General features: G+C 72.0%; 26 protein-coding genes and 5 tRNA genes. 24 read left to right on the top strand and 7 right to left on the bottom strand.

Translation table 11 applies throughout. The features are described from left to right. Positions 1-290: 290 nt before the first annotated feature. The 10 genes from ACFW3D_RS17080 (at position 291) to ACFW3D_RS17035 (ending at position 5,124) form a co-directional block, all read left to right on the top strand. A complete protein-coding gene (locus tag ACFW3D_RS17080; protein WP_500504934.1) occupies positions 291-479 on the top strand; it encodes a hypothetical protein in 189 nt (62 codons plus the stop codon). An 85-nt stretch (positions 480-564) separates the two neighbouring features. Next, positions 565-1,356: a fumarylacetoacetate hydrolase family protein gene (locus ACFW3D_RS17075; protein ID WP_500504933.1), complete on the top strand. Its 792-nt coding sequence runs from the start codon at positions 565-567 to the stop codon at positions 1,354-1,356. After that, positions 1,349-2,833, top strand: a complete 1,485-nt coding sequence (gene gltX / locus ACFW3D_RS17070; protein WP_500504932.1) for a glutamate--tRNA ligase — start codon at positions 1,349-1,351, stop codon at positions 2,831-2,833. The genes ACFW3D_RS17075 and gltX overlap by 8 nt, the downstream gene beginning before the upstream one ends. 68 nt (positions 2,834-2,901) lie before the next feature. Continuing rightward, the gene (locus ACFW3D_RS17065; protein ID WP_500504931.1) at positions 2,902-3,870 is read left to right on the top strand and encodes a pseudouridine synthase; all 969 of its coding nucleotides are present in this window, start codon (positions 2,902-2,904) and stop codon (positions 3,868-3,870) included. 9 nt (positions 3,871-3,879) lie between these two features. Further along, a complete protein-coding gene (locus tag ACFW3D_RS17060; RefSeq protein WP_500504930.1) occupies positions 3,880-4,599 on the top strand; it encodes an HAD family hydrolase in 720 nt (239 codons plus the stop codon). Positions 4,600-4,687: 88 nt separating this feature from the next. Then, a tRNA-Gln gene (locus ACFW3D_RS17055) sits at positions 4,688-4,759 on the top strand. A 17-nt stretch (positions 4,760-4,776) separates the two neighbouring features. Next, positions 4,777-4,849 (top strand) — tRNA-Glu (locus tag ACFW3D_RS17050). 27 nt (positions 4,850-4,876) lie between these two features. Then, positions 4,877-4,949, top strand: a tRNA-Glu gene (locus ACFW3D_RS17045). Positions 4,950-4,961: 12 nt separating this feature from the next. After that, positions 4,962-5,033: transfer RNA gene (locus tag ACFW3D_RS17040), tRNA-Gln, on the top strand. 18 nt (positions 5,034-5,051) lie between these two features. Beyond that, positions 5,052-5,124, top strand: a tRNA-Glu gene (locus ACFW3D_RS17035). 91 nt (positions 5,125-5,215) lie between these two features. Here the strand turns inward: ACFW3D_RS17035 and ACFW3D_RS17030 are convergent. Next, complete coding sequence (locus tag ACFW3D_RS17030; protein ID WP_500504942.1) at positions 5,216-5,860, bottom strand: MerR family transcriptional regulator; 645 nt, start codon at positions 5,858-5,860, stop codon at positions 5,216-5,218. An 81-nt stretch (positions 5,861-5,941) separates the two neighbouring features. Between ACFW3D_RS17030 and ACFW3D_RS17025 the strand changes: the two genes are divergently transcribed. Then, positions 5,942-6,442 (top strand): DUF4188 domain-containing protein, encoded by a 501-nt coding sequence (locus ACFW3D_RS17025; protein ID WP_500504929.1) that lies wholly within the window; start codon positions 5,942-5,944, stop codon positions 6,440-6,442. Positions 6,443-6,458: 16 nt separating this feature from the next. Here the strand turns inward: ACFW3D_RS17025 and ndgR are convergent, their stop codons facing one another. Then, positions 6,459-7,175, bottom strand: a complete 717-nt coding sequence (gene ndgR / locus ACFW3D_RS17020) for an IclR family transcriptional regulator NdgR (RefSeq protein WP_500504928.1) — start codon at positions 7,173-7,175, stop codon at positions 6,459-6,461. A 161-nt stretch (positions 7,176-7,336) separates the two neighbouring features. Between ndgR and leuC the strand changes: the two genes are divergently transcribed. The 4 genes from leuC to ACFW3D_RS17000 all read left to right on the top strand — a co-directional run bounded on the left by leuC (position 7,337) and on the right by ACFW3D_RS17000 (position 10,459). Next, on the top strand, positions 7,337-8,758 hold the full coding sequence (leuC, locus tag ACFW3D_RS17015) for a 3-isopropylmalate dehydratase large subunit (protein WP_500504927.1): 1,422 nt from the start codon (positions 7,337-7,339) through the stop codon (positions 8,756-8,758). 5 nt (positions 8,759-8,763) lie between these two features. Next, positions 8,764-9,357: a 3-isopropylmalate dehydratase small subunit gene (leuD, locus tag ACFW3D_RS17010; protein ID WP_500504926.1), complete on the top strand. Its 594-nt coding sequence runs from the start codon at positions 8,764-8,766 to the stop codon at positions 9,355-9,357. Between the two features lie 133 nt (positions 9,358-9,490). Continuing rightward, entirely contained in the window at positions 9,491-9,724 is a 234-nt protein-coding gene (locus ACFW3D_RS17005) for an SCO5555 family protein (protein WP_018562075.1), read from the top strand. Positions 9,725-9,847: 123 nt separating this feature from the next. Continuing rightward, on the top strand, positions 9,848-10,459 hold the full coding sequence (locus ACFW3D_RS17000) for an HU family DNA-binding protein (protein ID WP_500504925.1): 612 nt from the start codon (positions 9,848-9,850) through the stop codon (positions 10,457-10,459). Between the two features lie 76 nt (positions 10,460-10,535). Here ACFW3D_RS17000 and ACFW3D_RS16995 read toward each other — a convergent pair whose 3' ends face one another. Further along, positions 10,536-10,754 (bottom strand): hypothetical protein, encoded by a 219-nt coding sequence (locus ACFW3D_RS16995; protein ID WP_018562077.1) that lies wholly within the window; start codon positions 10,752-10,754, stop codon positions 10,536-10,538. Positions 10,755-10,764: 10 nt separating this feature from the next. Then, positions 10,765-11,490: a 2-phospho-L-lactate guanylyltransferase gene (gene cofC, locus ACFW3D_RS16990; protein WP_500504924.1), complete on the bottom strand. Its 726-nt coding sequence runs from the start codon at positions 11,488-11,490 to the stop codon at positions 10,765-10,767. Between the two features lie 277 nt (positions 11,491-11,767). Here cofC and ACFW3D_RS16985 point away from each other — a divergent pair, with 277 nt between their 5' ends. From ACFW3D_RS16985 to ACFW3D_RS16975, 3 genes are read left to right on the top strand one after another with little or no spacing between them, the layout of a single operon-like run. Further along, positions 11,768-12,493, top strand: a complete 726-nt coding sequence (locus ACFW3D_RS16985) for a lysophospholipid acyltransferase family protein (protein WP_500504923.1) — start codon at positions 11,768-11,770, stop codon at positions 12,491-12,493. Further along, the gene (locus ACFW3D_RS16980; protein ID WP_500504922.1) at positions 12,490-13,491 is read left to right on the top strand and encodes an NAD(P)H-dependent glycerol-3-phosphate dehydrogenase; all 1,002 of its coding nucleotides are present in this window, start codon (positions 12,490-12,492) and stop codon (positions 13,489-13,491) included. Before ACFW3D_RS16985 ends, ACFW3D_RS16980 begins: the two co-directional genes overlap by 4 nt. A gap of 27 nt (positions 13,492-13,518) precedes the next feature. Then, positions 13,519-14,655 carry a D-alanine--D-alanine ligase family protein gene (locus ACFW3D_RS16975; protein ID WP_500504921.1) on the top strand — a complete coding sequence of 379 codons (1,137 nt, stop codon included), beginning with the start codon at positions 13,519-13,521 and terminating at the stop codon, positions 14,653-14,655. A 34-nt stretch (positions 14,656-14,689) separates the two neighbouring features. Here the strand turns inward: ACFW3D_RS16975 and ACFW3D_RS16970 are convergent, their stop codons facing one another. Both ACFW3D_RS16970 and ACFW3D_RS16965 read right to left on the bottom strand, forming a co-directional pair. Beyond that, positions 14,690-15,154, bottom strand: a complete 465-nt coding sequence (locus ACFW3D_RS16970; RefSeq protein WP_500504920.1) for a DUF3515 domain-containing protein — start codon at positions 15,152-15,154, stop codon at positions 14,690-14,692. A gap of 50 nt (positions 15,155-15,204) precedes the next feature. Then, positions 15,205-15,438, bottom strand: coding sequence for an Lrp/AsnC family transcriptional regulator (locus tag ACFW3D_RS16965; RefSeq protein ID WP_018562083.1), 234 nt, complete (start codon positions 15,436-15,438; stop codon positions 15,205-15,207). A 155-nt stretch (positions 15,439-15,593) separates the two neighbouring features. On the opposite strand from ACFW3D_RS16965, the gene ACFW3D_RS16960 reads away from it, so the two are divergent. Further along, on the top strand, positions 15,594-16,553 hold the full coding sequence (locus tag ACFW3D_RS16960) for a thiamine-phosphate kinase (protein ID WP_089224972.1): 960 nt from the start codon (positions 15,594-15,596) through the stop codon (positions 16,551-16,553). 22 nt (positions 16,554-16,575) lie between these two features. After that, positions 16,576-17,364 carry a bifunctional hydroxymethylpyrimidine kinase/phosphomethylpyrimidine kinase gene (gene thiD, locus ACFW3D_RS16955; RefSeq protein ID WP_500504919.1) on the top strand — a complete coding sequence of 263 codons (789 nt, stop codon included), beginning with the start codon at positions 16,576-16,578 and terminating at the stop codon, positions 17,362-17,364. 95 nt (positions 17,365-17,459) lie between these two features. Here thiD and rpmB read toward each other — a convergent pair whose 3' ends face one another. Then, entirely contained in the window at positions 17,460-17,645 is a 186-nt protein-coding gene (rpmB, locus tag ACFW3D_RS16950) for a 50S ribosomal protein L28 (protein WP_014628431.1), read from the bottom strand. 269 nt (positions 17,646-17,914) lie between these two features. Between rpmB and ACFW3D_RS16945 the strand changes: the two genes are divergently transcribed. The 4 genes from ACFW3D_RS16945 to rsmD all read left to right on the top strand — a co-directional run bounded on the left by ACFW3D_RS16945 (position 17,915) and on the right by rsmD (position 23,812). Next, the gene (locus ACFW3D_RS16945) at positions 17,915-19,588 is read left to right on the top strand and encodes a DAK2 domain-containing protein (RefSeq protein ID WP_500504918.1); all 1,674 of its coding nucleotides are present in this window, start codon (positions 17,915-17,917) and stop codon (positions 19,586-19,588) included. Between the two features lie 726 nt (positions 19,589-20,314). Next, positions 20,315-22,519 (top strand): ATP-dependent DNA helicase RecG, encoded by a 2,205-nt coding sequence (gene recG / locus ACFW3D_RS16940; protein WP_500504917.1) that lies wholly within the window; start codon positions 20,315-20,317, stop codon positions 22,517-22,519. Between the two features lie 95 nt (positions 22,520-22,614). Continuing rightward, on the top strand, positions 22,615-23,160 hold the full coding sequence (locus ACFW3D_RS16935) for a helix-turn-helix domain-containing protein (protein WP_500504916.1): 546 nt from the start codon (positions 22,615-22,617) through the stop codon (positions 23,158-23,160). A gap of 70 nt (positions 23,161-23,230) precedes the next feature. Continuing rightward, positions 23,231-23,812 (top strand): 16S rRNA (guanine(966)-N(2))-methyltransferase RsmD, encoded by a 582-nt coding sequence (rsmD, locus tag ACFW3D_RS16930; RefSeq protein ID WP_500504915.1) that lies wholly within the window; start codon positions 23,231-23,233, stop codon positions 23,810-23,812. Positions 23,813-23,816 lie beyond the last annotated feature (4 nt).

Below are 23,816 nucleotides of genomic sequence, written 5' to 3'. Positions count from 1 at the left end.
GCAATCCGGGCTTTCTCCAAGGGGGTTCGGGCCCCCCGCCCGGCGCCCGGCTGCTGCCGACCGGGGGTGAAGAGTCCGGATGGGCCGGGATGTCGGGTTCGGTGCCATCGGTCGGCCGACCGATTCGCCCTGCTTGTCCCCGCGGTCGTGAGGAAAATCACAGGCCGTCAGTTGTATTGGGCATCCGGATCGGGGAACAGGCGCCGATAGATTGACGTTTGACACAGCCGTGTATTACGTCAACCGCGCCCTCGCGGGCGCCCGGTACAACACGAGGTTCTGACCGGCCCATGAAGACGACCATGATCATGCGACCCATAGCCAACCCGCGCCGCACCACCCTCGCGCACCTGACGGACGCCGAGGACACGCGGACCGCAGAGGTCGCCCCGGCCGTCGAGGGCACGGAGTCCGTGGTCCTTCCCCGGCAGACCGCCAACCCCCGCCGTACCGTCCTGACGGAGCTGCCGACCGCCTGAGGCGCGGCTCGGCGGGCGGGTCCGGGAGTCACCCCCGGGATAACCTGGAGCGTCAGTCTCCGGCCAGTGAGGTGAGCTGCTTCCCGTGCGCATCGCCAGGTTCTCCATCGACGGCAATGTCGCCTTCGGCGTCGTCGAGGGCGACGAGTCCGTCCCGGACGGACTCGTCCTCGACATCATCAAGGGCATCCCGTTCGCCGAGTACGAGCGCTCCGGCACGAAGGTGCCGCTGAGCAAGGTCCGGCTGCTGCCGCCCGTGCTCCCCAGCAAGGTCGTCGCGATCGGCCGGAACTACGCCGAGCACGCCGCCGAGCTGGGCAACGAGGTGCCGGAGGTCCCGGTCGCCTTCTTCAAGCCCTCCACCTCGGTGGTCGGCCCCGGCGACCCCATCGTGTACCCCTCCTTCTCGCAGGAGGTGCACCACGAGGCCGAGCTCGCCGTCGTCATCGGCCGACTGTGCCGCGAGGTCCCGCGCGACCGTGTCGCCGAGGTCGTCCTCGGCTACACCTGCGCCAACGACGTCACCGCGCGCGACGCCCAGAAGGCCGAGAAGCAGTGGGCGCGCGCCAAGGGCTTCGACTCCTCGTGCCCCATCGGCCCCTGGATCGAGACGGACCTCGACCTCGCCGCCGCGAACGACCTCGCCGTGACCGCCACCGTCAACGGCGAACTCCGCCAGTCCGGCCGCACGAGCCAGATGATCCGCTCCATCGAGGACCTGATCGTCCACGTCACCGAGGCCATGACGCTGCTCCCGGGCGACGTCGTCCTCACCGGCACCCCGGCGGGCGTCGGCCCGCTCCACGTCGGCGACGAGGTCGCCGTCACCATCGAAGGCATCGGCACTCTCACCAACAAGGTGATCAAGCGTGACTAGCGCAGCTCCCGTACGCGTACGTTTCTGCCCCTCGCCGACCGGCAACCCCCACGTGGGCCTGGTCCGCACCGCCCTGTTCAACTGGGCCTTCGCCCGGCACCACCAGGGCACCCTGGTGTTCCGCATCGAGGACACCGACGCCGCCCGCGACTCCGAGGAGTCGTACGAGCAGCTGCTGGAGGCCATGCGCTGGCTCGGCTTCGACTGGGACGAGGGCCCCGAGGTCGGCGGCCCGCACGCGCCCTACCGGCAGTCGCAGCGCATGGACGTCTACAAGGACGTCGCCGCGAAGCTGCTGGAGGCCGGTCACGCGTACAAGTGCTACTGCACCACCGAGGAGCTCGACGAGCGCCGCGAGGCCGCCCGCGCCGCAGGCCGCCCGTCCGGCTACGACGGCCACTGCCGCGAGCTCACCGCCGAGCAGGTCGACGCGTACGAGCGCGAGGGCCGGGAGCCCATCGTCCGCTTCCGCATGCCCGACGAGACGATCACCTTCACCGACCTGGTCCGCGGCGAGCTGACCTTCACCCCGGACAACGTGCCCGACTACGGCATCGTCCGGGCCAACGGCGCCCCGCTGTACACGCTGGTCAACCCGGTCGACGACGCGCTGATGGAGATCACGCACGTGCTGCGCGGCGAGGACCTGCTGTCCTCCACCCCGCGCCAGATCGCGCTCTACCGCGCGCTCGCCGGGATCGGCGTCGGCAACGGCACCACTCCGCTCTTCGGGCACCTGCCGTACGTCATGGGAGAGGGCAACAAGAAGCTCTCCAAGCGCGACCCGCAGTCCTCCCTCAACCTCTACCGGGAGCGCGGCTTCCTCCCCGAGGGCCTGCTGAACTACCTGTCGCTGCTCGGCTGGTCGCTCTCCGCCGACCGCGACGTCTTCTCCGTCCAGGAGATGGTGGCCGCCTTCGACATCGACGCGGTCAACGCCAACCCGGCGCGCTTCGACCTGAAGAAGGCCGAGTCGATCAACGGCGACCACATCCGCCTGCTGGACGTGAAGGCGTTCATCGAGGCCTGCGGGCCGTGGCTGAAGGCCCCGTTCGCCCCCTGGGCGCCCGAGGCCTTCGACCAGGCCGCCTTCGAGGCGATCGCACCGCACGCGCAGACCCGTCTGACCGTGCTCGCCGACATCACCGACAACGTCGACTTCCTCTTCCTCGACACGCCGGTGGAGGACGAGGCGTCCTGGCAGAAGGCGATGAAGGACCCGGCCGCCGCCTCGGCGCTGCTCACCACCGCCCGGGAGAACCTGGGGGCCGCCGACTGGAACGCCGAGGCCCTGAAGGACGCCGTCCTCGCCGCCGGCGAGACCCACGGACTCAAGCTCGGCAAGGCCCAGGCGCCGGTCCGGGTCGCCGTCACCGGCCGCACCGTCGGGCTGCCGCTCTTCGAGTCCCTCGAAGTGCTCGGCCGCGAGCGCACCCTGGCCCGCGTCGACACCGCCCTGGCGAAGCTCGCCGGCTGACCGCGGTACGCCGATCCGCCCCGGGCCTCCACCAGGAGCCCGGGGCGGCACGCTTCCCGGACCGACCCGTGCGCCGCAGGACCAGGCCCCCGATCCCCCCGCTGCCCCAGCGCCGCGGGGTCGATCCCGTACGCGTTCGGCTGCCCGGCAGCGGGACCTGGGCGACGGTCCGCGACCACCTGGTGGACCGCTTCGGCGCGGCGGTGCCCCCGGAACGGGTGGACGCGATGTTCGCGGCCGGGGAGGTGCACGGCGCCGACGGCCCGCTCGCCCCCGACGCCGCCTACCGTCCGGGCGGCCACGTCTGGTTCCACCGGGAGCTGCCGCAGGAGGTCCCGGTGCCCTTCGCGATCGAGGTGCTCCACCGGGACGACCGGCTGCTCGTCGTCGACAAGCCGCACTTCCTCGCCACCATGCCGCGCGGCGGCCACGTCGTGGAGACGGCGCTGAGCCGGCTGCGCCACGATCTCGCGCTGCCGGAGCTCAGCCCGGCGCACCGGCTGGACCGGCTGACGGCGGGCGTGGTGATGTTCGTGATCCGCCCGGAGTTGCGCGGTGCCTACCAGACGATCTTCCGCGACCGGCTGGTGCACAAGGAGTACGAGGCCCTGGCCGGGCACGACCCCTCCCTGGCGCTGCCGCGCACGGTGGAGAGCCGGATCGTGAAGGAACGCGGTGAGATGGCGGCCCGCGAGGTCCCCGGCGAGCCCAACGCACGCAGCCACGTGCAACTGGTGGAACCGCCGGACCACCGCGGCGGACCGGCCCGCTACCGGCTCCGCCCCGAGACCGGCCGCACCCACCAGCTGCGGGTGCACATGAACACCCTGGGGGTGCCGATCCTCGGCGACCCCGTGTACCCGCACGTCCTTCCGCCGGCCGCCCCCGGCGACTTCTCCCGCCCGCTGCAGCTGCTCGCCCGGGTGCTGGAGTTCGACGACCCCGTGACGGGCGAACGGCGCCGTTTCGAGAGCCGCCGGACGCTGTTCACCCGGTGGCCGCCGGGCGCCGGAACCCCGGATGGAGCACCCGGCTAGAGTCGGCACATGCCGATCCGCGCCGTGCTCTGGGACATCGACGACACGATCTTCGACTACTCGGGTGCCGAGCGGACCGGAGCGCTGCGGCACCTCGAGGCCGAGGGTCTGCTCGGTGCGTTCGGCGGCGAGGAGCGGGCGCTGCACACCTGGCGCGAGGTGATGGAGACGCAGTACGCGCGCTTCCTCACCGGGGAGCTGACCTTCACCGAGCACCGCAGGGAGCGCGTCCGGGCCTTCCTGGGGTCGTCCGTGGGTGATGCCGTGGCCGACGTGTGGTTCGCCGCCTACTACGTCCACTTCGAGGCCGCATGGGCGGTCTTCCCCGACGTCGTGCCGGCGCTGGAGGCCCTCACCCCGGGCTACCGGCACGGCCTCCTGTCCAACTCCAGCACCGCCCACCAGGAGCGCAAGCTGACCCGGCTGGGGCTGCGCGACCGCTTCGAGTGCCTGGTGTGCTCGCAGGAGCTGGGGCACGCCAAGCCCGCGCCGGAGGCATTCCTGGGAGCGTGCGAAGCTCTGGGGCTGCCGCCGGAAGAGGTGGCCTACGTGGGCGACAAGGCCGACACCGACGCGCGCGGCGCGGACGCGGCCGGCCTGTACGGGGTGTGGCTGGACCGTACGGGTTCCGTCACCGCGCCGGACCTGCGGCGGATCACCGGGCTCGACGAGCTGCCCGCACTTCTGGCGGCGGATACTCGTTTTGGAGCCCCGTCACCGATCGGGTAATGTTCTTCCTGCGCCGCCCGGGCGGGCCGAAAAGGCCAGCGCGGAGGGCGCGGCCAAGCAAAACCCCCTGCGGGGGGTTGAGTTTTGGTGGGGTATGGTGTAATTGGCAGCACGACTGATTCTGGTTCAGTTAGTCTAGGTTCGAGTCCTGGTACCCCAGCGCAGATCTTCTGCAAAGCCCCCGTTGTGTAGCGGCCTAGCACGCTGCCCTCTCAAGGCAGTAGCGCCGGTTCGAATCCGGTCGGGGGTACTGATCTCTCTCGCAGGGATCGCTAGGGCCCCCGTTGTGTAGCGGCCTAGCACGCCGCCCTCTCAAGGCGGTAGCGCCGGTTCGAATCCGGTCGGGGGTACTTGACACACCATGGGGTATGGTGTAATTGGCAGCACGAGTGATTCTGGTTCATTTAGTCTAGGTTCGAGTCCTGGTACCCCAGCACATTTCCTCAAGTCTCGCCCCCGTTGTGTAGCGGCCTAGCACGCCGCCCTCTCAAGGCGGTAGCGCCGGTTCGAATCCGGTCGGGGGTACATCGGGGAGAGGCCCTCCGCTTCGGCGGGGGGCCTCTCCCGTTTTCCCCGTCCCGCGCCTTTCCGCGCCCCGCTCCTCTCGCGTCCCGTCTCACCCAACTCCGAAGCGGCGCCGGGACTCCTCGGCCTCGGCGAGCCGGCGCAGGCTCAGCAGCACGGGCTCGTAGAGCACCGTGAGCGTCACGGCGGCGGCCGCCTGTTCCAGCGGGGTGTCGTAGGTCTCGACCAGATCCAGGTCGTGGACGGCCTGTTGGGCGGCGAGCCGCGCGTAGGGCGCCAAGTGCCGTGCGCTGCTGGGGTATCCGAGGCGGGTCAGGGCGGCGACCGCCGTGACGAGCATCCGGTACGCGGGGGAGGGGCCGTAGGTCTCGCTGCCGTAGCGCCAGCCGAGTTCGGTCATGAGCGCGTCCACCTCGAGGCGGGCCGTCCCGGTCGCCGGATCGTCCTCGTCGGGTTCCGGGCCGTGCGGCAGGGCGAAGGTGGCGGCGCCGAGCCGCATGTGCTGGTCGAGCGACTCGTCCTCCACCGCGGCGAGCACTTCGCGGGCGGTGGTCACCGGCACCTTGCCGACCTGGATCAGCGCCCGGACGAACCGCAGCCGGCGCAGGTGCTCCTCCCCGTACTCGGCCTGCGTGGCCGTGACGCGGCGCCCGGGCGGAAGCAGACCCTCGCGCAGGTAGTACTTGATCGTGGCCGTCGCCACGCCGCTGCGTTCGCTCAGCTCCGCCAGTCGCATTCCCTTGCGCCCTTCGTTGGATAGTGGCACTATCTAAGCATGGATAGTGCCACTATCCAACGCGACCGACAGGGGGTCCTCATGTCCGCGCAGGTGATTCCGGGACGCAACACCGCCGCCGCCGAGGGCGGCATCGTCGTGTTCCTCATCGGGATGCGGATCAACCGCTTCCGCTCCCTCGGCAGCTGGCTCCCGGTGTTCCGGGCCATGCCGCGCATGCTGCGGGAGCTGTCGCAGGACGACGGGAGCGGCTTCCTGGGGTACCGGCTGCTGTTCGGCGGGCCCCGGGTGATCTACGTCGTCCAGTACTGGAGGTCCACGGAGCAGCTGTTCGCGTACGCCTCCCAGCAGGACAAGCAGCACCGGCCCGCGTGGGCGGCGTTCAACCGCCGCGCGCGGGCCGGCAAGGGCAGGGTGGGCTTCTGGCACGAGACGTACGCCGCGCCGGCGGGCGCCTACGAGTCCGTCTACGTCGACATGCCCGCCTTCGGACTGGGCGCCGCCACGGGGGTCGTCCCGGTGGGACGCCGGGGTGAGACGGCGTCGCAGCGGCTGAAGGCGGGCGAGGAGCGGGCAGCCTGAGGCCGCTGCTCCGGGCTCAGCTGGTGCGGCGCAGCGCCTCGGACAGCCGGGCGGCGGCGTCCACGACGGCCTGGGCGTGCATGCGCCCGGGGTGCCGGGTCAGCCGCTCGATCGGACCGGAGACGGACACCGCCGCCACCACGCGGTTGGACGGGCCGCGCACCGGGGCCGAGACGGAGGCGACACCCGGTTCGCGCTCGCCGATCGACTGGGCCCAGCCGCGGCGCCGTACGCCGGAGAGCGCGGTGGCCGTGAAACGGGCCCCCTGCAGCCCGCGGTGGAGCCGCTCCGGCTCCTCCCACGCGAGCAGGACCTGGGCGGCGGAGCCGGCCTTCATCGGCAGGGTGGAGCCGACCGGGACGGTGTCCCGCAGTCCGGACAGCCGCTCGGCGGCGGCCACGCAGATGCGCATGTCGCCCTGGCGACGGTAGAGCTGGGCGCTCTCGCCGGTCACGTCGCGCAGATGCGTGAGCACCGGGCCGGCCGTGGCCAGCAGACGGTCCTCGCCCGCCGCGGCGGCGAGTTCGGACAGCCGCGGGCCGAGGATGAAGCGTCCCTGCATGTCGCGGGCCACCATCCGGTGGTGCTCCAGGGCGACGGCGAGGCGGTGTGCGGTGGGGCGGGCGAGACCCGTGGCGCCCACGAGCCCGGCCAGGGTGGCCGGGCCGGACTCCAGCGCGCTGAGCACCAGAGCCGCCTTGTCGAGAACGCCGACGCCACTACTGTTGTCCATGAAACGATACTCGCGTCTCACTCTGTGAAACGCAAGTTCAATTTTCCGGTGGACGCGGCACGCTGGAATGCACAGGGCCGCTGCGGCCACTCCCCACAAGGGCGCGGACACGCAGGGCAACGACGAACAGGCCGGCAGAGCGGCCGGTCGGAGGGAATGCGATGGCAAGGACACTCGCGGAAAAGGTCTGGGAGGATCACGTCGTACGGCGCGCCGAGGGCGAGCCCGACCTCCTCTTCATCGACCTGCACCTGCTCCACGAGGTCACCAGCCCGCAGGCCTTCGACGGTCTGCGGATGAACGGCCGCCCGGTCCGCAGGCTGGACCTCACCATCGCGACCGAGGACCACAACACCCCCACCCTCGACATCGACAAGCCGATCGCCGACCCGGTCTCGCGCACGCAGCTGGAGACGCTGCGCAAGAACTGCGCCGAGTTCGGGGTGCGGCTGCACCCGCTGGGCGACGTCGAGCAGGGCGTGGTGCACGTCGTCGGTCCGCAGCTGGGCCTGACCCAGCCGGGCATGACGGTCGTCTGCGGCGACAGCCACACCTCGACCCACGGAGCCTTCGGCGCGCTGGCGTTCGGCATCGGCACCAGCCAGGTCGAGCACGTGCTGGCCACCCAGACCCTGCCGCTGGCCCCCTTCAAGACCATGGCGATCACCGTCGACGGCGAACTGCCCGACGGCGTCACCGCCAAGGACCTGATCCTGGCGATCATCGCCAGGATCGGCACCGGCGGCGGTCAGGGCTACGTCATCGAGTACCGCGGCTCGGCCATCGAGAAGCTCTCGATGGAGGCCCGGATGACCATCTGCAACATGTCGATCGAGGCGGGCGCCCGGGCCGGCATGATCGCCCCCGACCGGACCACCTTCGACTACCTGCAGGGCCGCGCGCACGCCCCGCAGGGCGAGGACTGGGACGCCGCGGTCGCCTACTGGGAGACGCTCAGGACCGACGAGGACGCCGTCTTCGACCACGAGGTCGTCATCGACGCCGCCGCACTGTCCCCGTTCGTCACCTGGGGCACCAACCCCGGCCAGGGCGCCCCGCTGAGCGCCTCCGTGCCGGACCCGGCCGGTTTCGAGGACCCCAGCGACCGCCTGGCCGCCGAGAAGGCCCTGGAGTACATGGCCCTGGAGCCCGGTACGCCGCTGCGCGAGGTGAAGGTCGACACCGTCTTCGTCGGCTCCTGCACCAACGGCCGCATCGAGGACCTGCGCTCCGCCGCCTCCGTCGTCAAGGGCCGCAGGATCGCCGACGGTGTGCGGATGCTGGTCGTCCCCGGTTCGGTCCGGGTGGCGCTGCAGGCCGTGGAGGAGGGCCTGGACAAGGTCTTCAAGGAGGCCGGCGCCGAGTGGCGCCACGCGGGCTGCTCGATGTGCCTGGGCATGAACCCCGACCAACTGGCCCCCGGTGAGCGCTCCGCGTCCACCTCCAACCGCAACTTCGAGGGACGGCAGGGCAAGGGCGGCCGTACCCACCTGGTGTCGCCGCAGGTCGCGGCCGCGACCGCGGTCACCGGCCACCTTTCGTCCCCCGCCGATCTGCCCGGCGCCGCCGTCCTGGAGGCCTGAGAACCATGGAAGCTTTCACCACGCACACCGGCCGCGCCGTGCCGCTGCGCCGCAGCAACGCCGACACGGACCAGATCATCCCGGCCCACTGGCTGAAGAAGGTCACCCGCAACGGCTTCGAGGACGGCCTGTTCGAGGCCTGGCGCAAGGACCCCGAGTTCGTCCTCAACCGGCCCGAGCGTCAGGGGGCGACCGTCCTGGTCGCCGGCCCCGACTTCGGCACCGGTTCCTCCCGCGAGCACGCGGTGTGGGCCCTGCAGAACTACGGTTTCAAGGCCGTCATCTCGGCCCGCTTCGCCGACATCTTCCGCGGCAACTCGTTGAAGAACGGCCTGCTCACCGTGATCCTGCCGCAGGAGACGGTCGAGCAGCTCTGGCAGCTGACCGAGGCCGACCCGACGGTCGAGATCACCGTCGACCTCCAGGCCCGCGAGGTCCGCGCCGAGGGCATCACCGCCCCCTTCGAACTGGACGACAACGCCCGCTGGCGGCTGCTCAACGGCCTGGACGACATCAGCCTCACCCTGCAGAACGAGGCCGACATCGCCGCCTACGAGGCCGAGCGCCCCTCCTTCAAGCCGCAGACCCTGCAGGTCTGAGCGGTCCGGCGGCCCCCGCGGCCGCCCGCCGGCCCACCTCCGCAGCGCCCCCCGCCCCCACCGGGCGGGGGGCGCTGCGGCGTGTTCGGCTCCACACCTCGTGACAACTCACCGCAGATGACACAATCGGCACATGGAACACGATGGCCAACTCGAGCTGTACGGGTTCCTCGCTGCCAGGTTGAAGCAGGCCCACACCCGGGTGGCGGGTCTGCAAGTGCCGGAGGACGTCAGGATGCAGTTGACCCGGCGGCTGCTCGTCATCACCGCGGCCGCGAAGCACGATCTCGCGGGTGCGGCAAGGCGTCTGGAGGAACTGATGAAGGACCTCGACGAAGGCCGATTCCCCGATCAAAGGTCTTCCTGAGCCCCGAGTTCGTTGCGGCACAAGGGTGATTCGCCCGTTTCGTATTTGATTTGCGGTATATATCCGCCTAGCGTGCGAAAAAGCCCGAACTTCATCGCCGGGCAAGTTTCCGAAGGGGAAGACGTGAACAAGGCGCAGCTCGTTGAAGCGATTGCCGACAAGCTCGGCGGCCGTCAGCAGGCCGCGGACGCGGTCGACGCCGTCCTGGACGCGATCGTCCGCGCGACGGTGAGCGGGGACCGGGTATCGGTCACCGGCTTCGGCTCGTTCGAGAAGGTGGAGCGTCCCGCCCGCTACGCCCGCAACCCCCAGACCGGGGAGCGGGTCCGGGTCAAGAAGACCTCCGTCCCGCGCTTCCGCGCCGGTCAGGGCTTCAAGGACCTGGTCAGCGGGTCGAAGAAGCTCCCCAAGGCCGGAGAGGTCTCCGTCAAGAAGGCGCCCAAGGGCAGCCTGAGCGGAGGCGTCACCGCCAAGGCCACCACCAAGAAGGCCGCCGCGAAGAAGACGACGGCGAAGAAGGCCACCACCGCCAAGGCTGCCGCGGCCAAGAAGACCACCGCCGCCAAGGCCACGGCCAAGAAGGCCACCGCGACCAAGGCGGCGACGGCGAAGAAGGCGGCCGCCAAGAAGACCACGGCGAAGAAGGCCACCGCCAAGAAGACCGCCCCGGCCAAGAAGGCGCCCGCCAAGTCGGCCGCCCGGAAGGCCGCCACCAAGCGGACCGCGAAGCGGTAACGATTCCGCGGCCCCGTACACGCCGACGGGCCGGGCACCCCTGACCCAGGGATGCCCGGCCCGCGCCGTCGTGTCCTCAGGCCCCCGGGTCGGGGAAGGTCTGCAGCGTCACGAACACCACCCGGCGCCCGTCCCCGCTGCCCTCGGTGCGGATCCGCACCCGCTGCCCCGGCCGCAGCAGCCGCAGGCCCCCGGCGTCGAACGCCGCGGCGTCGAACGGCAGCGGCGTCCCGTCGTCCAGCAGCACGCTGCCGGCGCGGGTCTCGGGGTCGTAGGTGTACGCGGTGGCCTGCATGGGCTCCAGCCTATCGGGCGCCGCTGCCCGGGGCCGGTGCGCCCGCGGCCGGGCATTCCGCGGGTCCGGGGTCCGCGGACCCGTCCCGCGGTGCCGCCCGAAGTCCCCGCCGCAGCAGCGCCCGCGTGTGCGACCCGACCCCCAGCAGCAGGGCGGCGGCCAGGTCCTCGCCCGTATCCACGTCCCGGCGCACGGAGTCCACGTCCGGCAGGGCGATCTCATGGGCGCCGGAGGCCCGGTGGCGGGCCCGCGAGGGCCCCCCGAAGGCCGGCGCCAGAGCCGTCCCGGGCGCGGCGGCCAGCAGCGTGGTGCCGATTCCGGACGCATCGGCCAGGAACGACCGTCCTGGGCGCCGCGCGGCCGCGCGGAGCACCGCGGCAAGTTCGGCGGGCCGCAAGGCCGGGAGATCGGCGTTGAGGGCCGCCACGGCCGCCGCTGGGTGCTGCCTCCGGACCGACTCGGCGCCGTGCCGCAGCGCGGCGTTGAGGCCGGCCGCCGGGGAGTCCGCCAGGACGCATGCCCCGAGGGCCGTCAGCGCGGCCCCGGCGAGCGGGTCATCGGTGACGACCGTCACATTTCGTACCGCCGCGCAGGCGAGCGCGGCGGCCACCGTGTCCTGCGCGAAGGCCAGCGCCAGCCCCGGCCGCACGGGGCCGACGGCCTCCGCGAGGCGGCTCTTGGCGGCGGCCAGCGGCTTCAGCGGGACGACGAGCGACCATTCCACGGGTGGCGACACCGAACTATTGTGCTCGGGTCCCACGGGCCCACCGCCACCCTGCCCCCCGATCCCCCTTCCCGGCGGCCCGCCTCCGGGTGCACGATCTCCCTGGTGCGTGCCCGGGCCTCCCGGCCCGGCGCTCCCGCGGGGGCGCGCCCCGAAGGCCTTTCGCCCTGGCGTTACGGTGGCCCTACCGGCGACACTTGTGCGGCCGCACAGGCTGTACGGTGCCGCCGACCACAGCAGGCCGCGGTCCGGTGATCCCGGGTCGGCGGCGGAACGAGGAGGAGTTCTGGTGTCCCGCCGCAGAATCGGCTTCTGGTACCGGCTCGCAGCCGTCATCGCCAAACCGCCGCTTGTCGTTCTCTTCAAGCGGGACTGGCGCGGAATGGAGCACATTCCGGCCCAGGGCGGATTCATCACGGCGGTCAACCACAACTCGTACCTCGACCCCCTGTCGTACGCGCATTTCCAGTACAACACCGGGCGGGTCCCCCGCTTCCTGGCGAAGGCGCCGCTGTTCAAGCCCGCCTTCGTCGGCGCGATACTGCGCGGCACCGGCCAGATCCCCGTCTACCGGGAGAGCACCGACGCCGCCAACGCCTTCCGCGCCGCGGTGGACGCGATCAACTCCGGCGAGTGCGTCGCCTTCTACCCGGAGGGCACGCTGACCCGCGACCCCGAGATGTGGCCGATGGTGGGCAAGACAGGCGTCGCCCGGGTCGCGCTGATGACCAAGGCCCCCGTGATCCCCGTCGCCCAGTGGGGCGCCAACGAGGTCATGCCGCCCTACGCCAAGGACAAGAAGGTCCGCCTCTTCCCGCGCAGGACCCTGCGGGTCGTCGCCGGGCCCCCGGTGGACCTGTCGGCCTTCCACGGTCAGGAGGCCAACGCCGAAGTGCTCAGGGACGCCACCGACACCATCATGGCCGCGGTCAGCGAGCTGCTGGGCGAACTGCGCGGCCAGACACCGCCCGCCGAGCGCTTCGACCCGCGCAAGAAGAAGGGGACCACCAAGTGACGACGCGCTGCGCGGTCTACGGCGCGGGCTCCTGGGGCACCGCCTTCGCGATGGTGCTCGCGGACGCGGGCGCCCAGGTGACCATGTGGGGCCGCCGCCCCGAAGTGGTCGAGGCCGTCAACAACACGCGCAGCAACCCGTTCTACCTCCCCGGGACCGAGCTGCCCGCGACGATCACCGCGACCACTGACCCCGCCGAGGCCGCCCGGGACGCGGAGTTCGTGATCCTCTCCGTACCGTCGCAGACGCTCCGCGGCAACCTGGCCGAGTGGCAGTCGCTGCTGCCCCGCGACTCGGTGCTGGTCAGCCTGATGAAGGGCGTCGAACTCGGCACGGCCAAGCGGATGAGCGAGGTCATCGAGGAGGTCGCCAAGGCGGGCCCGGAGCGCGTCGCCGTGCTGTCCGGCCCCAACCTGGCCAAGGAGATCGCCGCGCGGCAGCCCGCCGCCTGCGTCGTCGCCTGCCGCGACGAGGCGGTCGCCAAGCGGCTGCAGGCCGCCAGCCACACCGCCTACTTCCGCCCGTACACCAACACCGACGTCGTCGGCTGCGAACTGGGCGGCGCCGTGAAGAACGTGATCGGCCTCGCGGTCGGCATCGCCGACGGCATGGGCCTGGGCGACAACACCAAGGGCTCGCTGATCACGCGCGGACTCGCGGAGACCACCCGGCTCGGTATCGCGCTCGGCGCCGACCCGCTGACCTTCTCCGGACTCGCCGGCCTGGGCGACCTGGTCGCCACCTGCTCCTCCCCCCTGTCGCGCAACCACACCTTCGGCTTCAACCTGGGTAAGGGCATGACGCTGCAGGAGACCATCGCGGTCACCCGGCAGACCGCCGAAGGCGTCAAGTCCTGCGAGTCGGTGCTCGACCTGGCCCGCCGGCACGGCGTCGACATGCCGATCACCGAGACCGTGGTCGACATCGTGCACAACGGCAAGCAGCCGGTCGTCGCGGTCAAGGAGCTGATGTCGCGGTCCGCCAAGTCGGAACGCTGACGTCCTGAACGGTAAGGTCAACGCGACATGAGCATTCAGCCTTCTTCCCGCAAGCCGCGCGTCGCCGTCGTCTTCGGCGGACGCAGCTCCGAGCACGCCATCTCGGTCGTCACCGCAGGCGCCGTACTGAGCGCGATCGACCGCGACAAGTACGACGTGCTGCCGATCGGGATCACCACCGACGGCCGTTGGGCGCTCACCGCCGACGACCCGTCCCGGATGGCGATCGCCGACCGCGCGCTGCCGAGCGTCGAGCAGCTCGCCGAGTCCTCCGACGGCTCGGTGATGCTGCCGGTGGACCCGGCCAGCCGCGAGGTCGTCTACAGCGAGCCCGGCTCGGTGCCCAAGGCGCTGGGCGACGTCGACGTCGTCTTCCCCATGCTGCACGGCCCCTACGGCGAGGACGGCACCCTCCAGGGCCTGCTGGAGCTCTCCGGTGTGCCCTACGTCGGCTCCGGCGTGCTCGCCTCGGCCGTCGGCATGGACAAGGAGTACATGAAGCGGGTCTTCATCTCCTTCGGCCTGCCGGTCGGCCCGTACCTGGTGATCCGCCCCCGCGAGTGGGAGAACGACCCCGCCGCGGCCCGCAAGAAGGTCGTGGACTTCGCGGCCGACCACGGCTGGCCGGTCTTCGTCAAGCCCGCCCGCGCCGGCTCCTCGATGGGCATCAGCAAGGTCAACGACCTCGCCGGACTGGACGAGGCGATCGAGGAGGCCCGCCGGCACGACCCCAAGGTGCTGGTGGAGTCGCTGCTGCGCGGCCGCGAGATCGAATGCGGCGTCCTGGAGTTCGAGGACGGCCCGCGCGCCTCCGTCCCCGCGGAGATCCCGCCGGTCACGGCGCACGACTTCTACGACTTCGAGGCGAAGTACATCGACTCCGCCGAGGGCGTCGTCCCCGCGCCGCTGACCCCGGAGCAGACCGCGGAGGTGCAGCGGCTCGCCGTGGCCGCGTTCGACGCGGCCTCCTGCGAGGGCCTGGTCCGCGCGGACTTCTTCCTGCAGGACGACGGCGAGTTCGTGATCAACGAGATCAACACGATGCCCGGCTTCACGCCGATCTCCATGTACCCGCGCATGTGGCAGGAGAGCGGCGTCGGCTACGCGGAACTGGTGGACCGGCTGATCCAGGCCGCGCTGCAGCGCCCCACCGGGCTGCGCTGAGCCGCGACCGGCCGGGAGCCGTAACCCGGGTCCGTCAGAGCTCGGAGGGGATCGTCGTCTCCACGGCGTGCCCGAGGTCGGTCAGCGGATTGACCTCGGGCTGGTACCTGGCGGGTACCGTCACCTCGACGAAGGCCTTGCGGCCGGTCGTCGTGAAGCGGTAGCCGTCCTCGGTCGGCTCGATGAGCCAGCTCACGCCGTTGACCTCCACCGCGTCCGCGGTGGGGTTGTACGCCGGGCTGCCCGGGGTCAGCATCTCGGGTCGCGGCACGCCGCAGCGCAGCACCACCGTAGGATCCCCCCATCCGGCGGTGAGGTCGGAGACGGGGCTCAGCGAACGCTTCGACAGGCCGTCGACCTTCCCCGGGAGCACGTCGTGGAGTGCGCCGCACATCCGGGCGGCGGAGGCGGAGGGCGACGGCACCGCGACCCCGCCCCCCTCACCGTCCGAGGCGGAAATCCAGACCGCCGCCGCGGAGAAGCACGCGACGGCGGACACGGAGACTAGCGCTACCCGGCGGTACATCACCCGCCGAGCCTACAGGGGGCCTACAGATGGACGACCGGACAGGTCAGGGTGCGGGTGATGCCCTCCACCTGCTGCACCTTCGCCACCACGAGGCGCCCCAGGTCGTCGACCGTGTCGGCCTGGGCACGCACGATCACGTCGTACGGTCCGGTGACGTCCTCGGCCTGGATGACCCCGGAAATCTTGGAGATCACCTCCGCTACTGCCGAGGCCTTTCCCACCTCGGTCTGGATCAGAATGTACGCCTGTACCACGGAACCTCCAGGGCGGCTACGAGGATCATGTGGGAGGGAACGTCACGGTACCGCGTCGCCGCATGCCGCGGGGAGACCCGCGCGGTACCGGCCGTGCCGAAGCCGCCGCGCAAGCGCACACAGAAGGGGACCGGCCAGGTGAAGGGGACAGTCAGATGAAGGGCACCGTGGGCGAACTGGGGGAGTTCGGACTCATCAGGGAGTTGACCGCCCGGCTCACCTCCAGCCCCGCCGTCCGGCTCGGACCGGGTGACGACGCGGCCGTGGTCGCGGCCCCGGACCGGCGGGTGGTGGCCACCACCGACGCGCTCGTGGAGGGGCGGCACTTCCGCCGCGACTGGTCCACCGCCTACGACGTGGGCCGCAAGGCCGCCGCGCAGAACCTCGCCGACATCGCCGCCATGGGCGCCGTGCCGACCGCGGTGCTGCTTGCCCTGGTCGTCCCGGCCGACCTGCCGGTGACCTGGCCGGTCGAGCTGATGGACGGCATCCGGGACGAGTGCCAGGTGGCCGGCGCCGCGGTGGTCGGCGGCGACGTCGTCCGCGGTGACACGATCATGGTCTCCATCACCGCACTGGGTGACCTGCGCGACCGTGAACCCATCACCCGGTCCGGTGCCCGCCCCGGCGACGTCGTCGCGGTCACGGGCTGGCTGGGCTGGTCCGCTGCGGGACTCGCCGTCCTCTCCCGGGGGTTCCGCTCCCCGCGTGCCTTCGTCGAGGCCCACCGCCGCCCCGAACCGCCGTACCACGCGGGTCCCGCGGCCGCGGAACTCGGCGCGACGGCCATGACCGACGTCAGCGACGGGCTCGTCGCCGACCTCGGCCACATCGCCGCCGCCAGCGGCGTCGCCATAGACCTGTCCTCCGCCGACATCGACATCCCGGCACAGATGGCCGACATCGGCCAGGCCGTCGGGGTCGACCCGCTGCACTGGGTGCTGACCGGGGGAGAGGACCACGCGATAGTCGCCGCCTTCCCCCCGGACACCAAGCTGCCCGCCCGTTGGCGGGTCATCGGCCGGGTGGTGAAGGCCACCACGGCGCCCCAGGTCACCGTGGACGGCGCCCCTTGGGACAAGGCGGGCGGCTGGGACCACTTCGGGGCCGAGTGACGGCGGCGACTAGATTCGCCGTATGACGATCCCACCGCGTGTGCTCACCGTCGCCGGCTCCGACTCCGGCGGCGGCGCGGGCATCCAGGCCGACCTGAAGACCATGCTCGCCCTCGGCGTCCACGGGATGAGCGTGGTGACCGCCGTCACGGCGCAGAACTCCCTGGGCGTCCAGGGCGCCTGGGAACTCCCGGTGGAGGCCGTACGGGCCCAGTTCCGCAGCGTCGTGGACGACATCGGCGTCCAGGCGGTCAAGACCGGGATGCTCTCCTCGGCCGGGCTCGTCACCGCCGTCGCCGAACTCCTCGCCCCGCTCGACGTCCCGGTGGTCGTCGACCCGGTGGGCGTCTCCAAGCACGGCGACCCGCTGCTCGCCGCCGACGCCGTCGAGGTCGTGAGGACGCGGCTGCTGCCGCTGGCCACCGTCGCCACCCCCAACCTGGACGAGGTGCGTCAGATCACAGGAGTCGTCGTGGACGGCGAACCGGCCATGCGCGAAGCGGCGGCGGCCGTCCTCAAGTGCGGCCCCCGCTGGGTCCTGATCAAGGGTGGCCACCTGAGCGGCGACGCCGTCGACCTGCTCACCGACGGGAGCAACGAGCACTGGCTGCGCGCCCCGCGGCATGACAACCGCCACACCCATGGCACGGGCTGCACCCTGGCGTCCGCCGTCGCCTCGTTCCTGGCGCGGGGGCTGGACGTCCCCGAGGCGGCCCACGCCGCCAAGGAGTACGTCACCGGCGCCATTGAGGCGGGCTTCCCCCTGGGCGGCGGCATCGGACCCGTGGACCATGCCTGGCGGCAGCGCTGACGGGCCCCCGGCAGGAGGGCACGGCAAAAAGCCGGTCCACCACGAGGGTGGACCGGCTCGGGTAGCCGCAAGGCTGCGCTACGACGTCCTATGCGTCAGCGCGCGACCTTGCCGGCCTTGATGCACGAGGTGCAGACGTTGAGGCGCTTCGGCGTCCGACCGACCACGGCACGCACCGTCTGGATGTTGGGGTTCCAACGACGGCGAGTACGGCGGTGCGAGTGCGAGATGTTGTTGCCGAAGCCCGGCCCCTTGCCGCAGACGTCGCAGTTGGCAGCCACGGGTCACTCCAAAGACTTCAGATGCGCTAACGGATAAATCCCGGCGGCGCCGATGTCCGTCCAAATGCATTGAAGGAAGACCGGTTGTGCCGAGGGACGGCCCGGGACAGCCCCGGGCAACCGGAGCAGCATACTACGTCCGCTCCTGTCCCTCGAAACTACCATGGTCAGCGGTACGGGGCGGGCGCCCGGAGGGCCCCGGTCCTCAGTACGCTGCCTGCGGACACCTCCCCACCCCAGGTCCCCGGCCGCCCCCGCAGGAGGAACACGTGCCGCCGACGCTCGACCCTCCCGCGGTGCGCGCATGGTGCCGGCTGTCCCTCCAGGCGCTGGGGCGGGCACGCGAGGAGATCGACGCGATCAACGTCTATCCCGTCGCCGACGGGGACACCGGCACGAACCTCTTCCTGACCGTGGAGTCCGCCGCCCAGTCCGTGGACGCCGTCTTCGAGGGCCACGCCGCCTCGGGCGGCACCCCGGACCTCACCTCGTGCCTGCGCTCCATGGCCCACGGCGCGCTCATAGGGGCGCGCGGCAACTCCGGGACGATCCTCGCCCAACTGCTGCGCGGCATGGCCGAGGTCCTCACCGAGGACGCCGGCGACCTGCGGCCGGCCCTGCGCCGGGCAGCGGAGTCCGCGTACCAGGCGGTCGCGCACCCGGTCGAGGGCACGATGCTGACCGTCGCCACGGCGGCCGCGGAGGCCGCCTCCGTGGTGAACGGCGATGTCCACGAGGTATCGCGGGCCGCGTACGAGGCCGCGCGCCTCGCGCTGGCGGCAACTCCGCGGCAGCTGGCCGTCCTCGGGGACGCCGGTGTCGTCGACGCCGGCGGACGCGGCCTCGTGGCCGTCCTGGGCGCCCTCGCGGACGCGGTCTCCGGCCAGGCCCCGATGGGCCCGCTCGACGACGCCCTGCGGGTGCCGCTGCCCAGGGGCGCGTCCCCGGTCGTGCCCTACGGCTGCGCGACCGCCGGGGACGGCGGCGACCCGCACGCGGTGCCCGGCGGGCCGGGATTCGAGGTCATCTACCTCCTGGAGGCACCCGACCGCGCCGTTCCCGCGCTGCGCATGCGACTGGACCGGCTCGGCGACTCCCTGGTGGTCGTCGGCGGGGACGGGCTCTGGAACGTCCACGTCCACGTCGACGACGTGGGCGCCGCCATCGAGGCGGGGATCGAGGCCGGACGGCCGTACCGCATCAAGGTGACGCACTTCGGGGACCAGGCCCGCGCGCTGGAACGCGGGCGCCGCGGGACGCCCGGCCGGCCGGCGGAGCGCGCGCTCCGGGCCGTCGTCGCCGTGGTGCGCGGCGAAGGCCTGGCCGAGCTCTGCGCGCAGGCCGGCGCCACCGTGGTCGCCGTACGACCCGGGGAGCAGCCCGCGAGCGGCGACATCGCGGAGGCCATCCGCCGCGCCCACGCCCGCGAGGTCGTGCTCCTGCCCAACGACGTCGAACTGCGGCACGCGGTGGGCGCCGCGGCCGAACAGGCCCGTGCGGAGGGCGTCCGCGTGGCCCTCATCCCCACCCGGTCCGCGGTCCAGGGCATCGCGGCCCTGGCCGTCCACGAGCCCACCCGGCGCTTCGACGAGGACGTCGTCGCCATGACCTCCGCGGCCGGCGCCACGCGCTCCGCCGAGCTCGCCGTCGCGGAGGCCCAGTCCTGGACCATGGCCGGGGTCTGCCAGGGCGGGGACGTCCTCGGCCTCATCGACGGGGACGTCGCGGTGATCGGCGGCAACCTCGTGGAGACCGGGATCATCGTCCTGGACCGCATGCTCGCGGCGGGCGGGGAGATGGTCACGCTCGTCATCGGGGCCGACGCGCCCGCGGATCTGGCGGACCGGCTCGAGGCGCACGTCCGCGACAGCCATCTCGCGGTCGACACGGTCGTCTACGACGGCGGCCAGGAAACGTGCCCCCTCCTCATCGGCGTCGAATAACCCCAGGCCCGGTTGTTGTGTGCGGGTCGTTTGTGGTTGCGGTTGGGGGGTTTTTCCCCGCCGCCCGCCCGATTGCCCCGGTGCGGTCAGTGCGGGTCTGCGCTCTGTTCGTCGGTGGGTCGGTGGCGCGCTGGCGCACGTCCTCAGCGCTCGCGGATTTGCCGGGTCATTCCGTCACCGGCATCACCGCTCGTCGCTTCCGGGCGCACCCCGCCACACCCCCTCCCGCTGCGTGGGCGCATGACGGCCGGAGGGGGTGCGGAGGCGAACTGGGGTGACCCCGGATTGCCTCTTCACCCGCACCGGCCGACCCGGTTTATGGACGGAGGAGGGCAGGCGGGCGGGAGACGGCCGCAGGGTGGGCGAGGAGGCGGTCCGGGGTTGCCGCAGGTGCCCTACTTACCCCCCTCCGGCCGTCAGTCGCCCCAACGACGGGAGGGGGTGTGGCGGGGTGCGTCCATGGGGGTCCCCCCGGCCGAAGGCTGGGGGAGACGAGCGGCGGATCCGGGACGGAATGTTCCGGCAAATCCGCGAGCGCTGTGGGGGTCCCCCCGGCCGAAGGCTGGGGGAGTGCGCCGGCGCGCCACCGACCCCCAACGCACACAGCGAGGCGGTCACTGACCGACCGGGGCAACAGGCGGGCGGGCGGGGAAAAGACCGCAACCGCAACCACAACGGCGCCGCAGACGAGGCACCGCCCGCACAATGTCCGTCGCGTGCGCAAAGATGGACGGGATGTCTGCTGCCCTTGACGAACCGCTCGCAAAATCCGTCGGCGGCCGCACCGCAAAGGTGTTCGCCGACCACCTCGACCTGCGCACGGTCGGCGACCTGCTGCACCACTACCCCCGCCGCTACGCGGAACGCGGCGAGCTGACCCGCCTGTCCGACCTCCCGCTCGACGAGCACGTCACCGTGGTCGCCCGCGTCGCCAAGGCGACGAAGAAGACGTACGGCCCGGGCAAGGCGCGCCTCGAGGTGGTCGTCACGGACGGCAGCGGCTCGCTGACGCTGGTCTTCTTCGGGCGGGGGGTGTTCAAGCCGGAGCACGACCTCCTCCCGGGCCGGCGCGGCATGTTCGCCGGCAAGGTCTCCGTGTTCAACCGGGCCCTGCAGCTGGCGCATCCCGAGTACCAGCTGCTGGACGCCGACGACAGCAAGGAGGCGGTGGACGCCTTCGCGAACCGGCTGATCCCGATCTACCCGGCGGTCAAGCAGGTCAACTCGTGGACGATCGCGAAGACCGTGGACACCGTGCTGACCTCCCTGGGCGCCACGCAGTGGGCCGGTACGGGCGAGCCGCTGCCGGCCGCGCTGCGGGAGTCGCGGGGGCTCGCGCCGCTGCCGGAGGCCCTGGAGAAGATCCACCGCCCGCGGTCCAAGGCCGACATCGCGATCGCCAAGGAGCGCCTCAAGTGGGACGAGGCCTTCGTGCTGCAGGTGGCCCTCGCGCGGCGCCGGGCGGCGGACGACGCGCTGCCCGCAGTGCCGCGCGTGCCGGCGGAGGACGGGCTGCTGAAGGCCTTCGACGCGCGGCTGCCGTTCACGCTCACCGAGGGCCAGCAGAAGGTGTCGGCGGAGATCTTCGCGGACCTGGCGACGGACCACCCGATGCACCGGCTGCTGCAGGGCGAGGTGGGTTCCGGCAAGACGATGGTGGCGCTGCGCGCCATGCTGGGTGTGGTCGACGCGGGCGGCCAGGCCGCGATGCTGGCGCCGACGGAGGTGCTGGCGCAGCAGCACCACCGGTCGATCACGGAGATGATGGGCGACCTCGCCGAGGGCGGCATGCTCGGCGGCTCGGACCTGGGCACGAAGGTCGTGCTGCTGACCGGTTCCATGGGGGCTGCCGCCCGCCGCCAGGCGCTGCTCGACCTGGTGACCGGTGAGGCCGGGATCGTCGTGGGCACGCACGCCCTGATCGAGGACAAGGTGCAGTTCCACGACCTGGGTCTGGTCGTGGTCGACGAACAGCACCGCTTCGGCGTCGAGCAGCGCGACGCGCTGCGGAGCAAGGCAAAGCAGCTGCCGCACCTGCTGGTGATGACGGCGACGCCGATCCCGCGCACCGTCGCGATGACGGTCTTCGGCGACCTGGAGACGTCCGTCCTGGACCAGTTGCCGGCCGGCCGTTCGCCGATCGCCACGCATGTGGTGCCGGCGAAGGACAAGCCGCACTTCCTGGCGCGCGCCTGGGAGCGGGTGCGCGAGGAGGTCGAGAACGGGCACCAGGCGTACGTGGTGTGCCCGCGGATCGGCGACTCGGACGATGAAGCGGACGCGAAGAAGAAGTCCGCGGAGGACGAGGCGGAGCGGCGGCCGCCGCTGGCCGTGCTCGAGACCGCCGAGCAGCTGGCCAAGGGGCCGCTGGCGGGGCTGCGCGTGGAGGTGCTGCACGGGCGGATGCAGCCGGAGGCGAAGGACGACGTGATGCGCCGCTTCGCCGCGGGCGACGTCGACGTGCTGGTGGCGACCACGGTGATCGAGGTCGGCGTCAACGTGCCCAACGCGACCGCCATGGTGATCATGGACGCGGACCGCTTCGGCGTCTCGCAGCTGCACCAGCTGCGCGGCCGGGTCGGCCGGGGTTCGGCGGCCGGCCTGTGCCTGCTGGTGTCCGAGATGCCGGAGGCGACCTCGGCCCGCGCCCGGCTGGACGCCGTGGCCGGGACGCTGGACGGCTTCGAGCTGTCCCGCATCGACCTGGAACAGCGGCGCGAGGGCGACGTGCTGGGGCAGGCCCAGTCCGGGACCCGTTCGTCGCTGCGCATGCTGACGGTGATCGACGACGAGGACGTGATCGCGGCCGCCCGCGAGGAGGCAACCTCACTGGTCGCCGCGGACCCCGAACTGGAGGGTCAGCCCGATCTGCGCAGCGCGCTGGAGAGCCTGGTCGACGCGGACCGCGAGCAGTACCTCGACAAGGGCTGACGGACCGTCATTGTCAGTGCCCCCTGGGAGAATGGACACAGTCCGCGCCGATCCGCTCGGGAATAGGCGTAGTTGGACCTTTGGGGGCTGATTTCATGTCGTTCCGTCATCTCAACGAACTGCCGCTCGGTGAGAAGGTCTTCCGGATCGAGCTCTCCAGCGACGACGACACCACCGTCACCCTGACCCTGGCCGGCTGGTCCGAGGACGACCCGGACACCCTCCTCGCCTCCGGCACGCTCACGCTGCCGCTGACCGACGTCCCGTCCCTGCGCATCGCCCTCAACCGCGCCCTGCGCGCCCTCGCGCTCGTGGCCGACGTCTCCGAGCCCATCCCCGACCGCGACGTGCTGCGCGAGCTCTTCCCGGGGCACGGCGCGCCCTGGGTGCCGCAGCACGAGGAGGAGCTGGTCCGCCGGTTCCACGACGGCGAGTCCATCGCCCGCATAGCCGCCCGCTTCGGCCGCACGCCCGACTCCGTCCGGACGAAGCTGCGTGAGCTCGGTCACGACCCGCGCCGCCCCGAGTACTGCCCGCCCGACGGCTGCCTGTCCTGGTCGCGCTACGCCTCGCCCGCGCTCGTCGGGACGGTGGTGGGTTCCCCCCTGCCGGAGGCCGGGGGCGAGCAGGGCCGGGACTGACCTACGTATCGTGGGGGAGCGGCGCCGCGCAGGCGCCGTTCCGCCCGCCCACGAGACGAGTGAGCCGCAGATGACCCGCGTGATCGCCGGAGCCGCCGGTGGCCGCCGCCTGGCCGTGCCGCCGGGCAACGGAACCCGACCCACCTCCGACCGGGCGAAGGAGGGGTTGTTCTCCACCTGGGAGTCGCTGCGCGGCGCCCTGCACGGGGCGCGGGTCGTCGACCTGTACGGGGGATCGGGCGCCGTCGGCCTGGAGGCGCTGTCGCGTGGCGCGGCGCACGTGCTGCTGGTCGAGTCCGATCCCCGCGCCGCCCGGGTCATCCGGGAGAACGTCCGCGTCCTCGGGCTGCCCGGGGCCGAGGTGCGGGCCGGCAAGGCCGAGAAGGTGATCGCGGGGGAGCCCCCGGCGGAGCCGTACGACCTGGTGTTCCTGGACCCGCCGTACGCCGTCACCGACGACGAGCTGCGCGAGATCCTGCTCACACTCCGTACCCGGGGCTGGCTCGACGCGGACGCCGTCGCCACCGTGGAAAGGAGCACCCGAGGCGGGGAATTCCGCTGGCCCGAGGGGTACGAAGGGATCAGGGCCCGCCGGTACGGCGAAGGGACGTTTTGGTACGGTCGCGCCGCCGACGTTACTGACGCGTCATGAACCA

It is taken from the genome of Streptomyces sp. NPDC058864, assembly GCF_042742985.1.
Classification (GTDB): domain Bacteria; phylum Actinomycetota; class Actinomycetes; order Streptomycetales; family Streptomycetaceae; genus Actinacidiphila.
The sequence above is the reverse complement of the archived record's forward strand: the minus strand, read 5'-3'. Positions and strand labels throughout refer to the sequence as shown.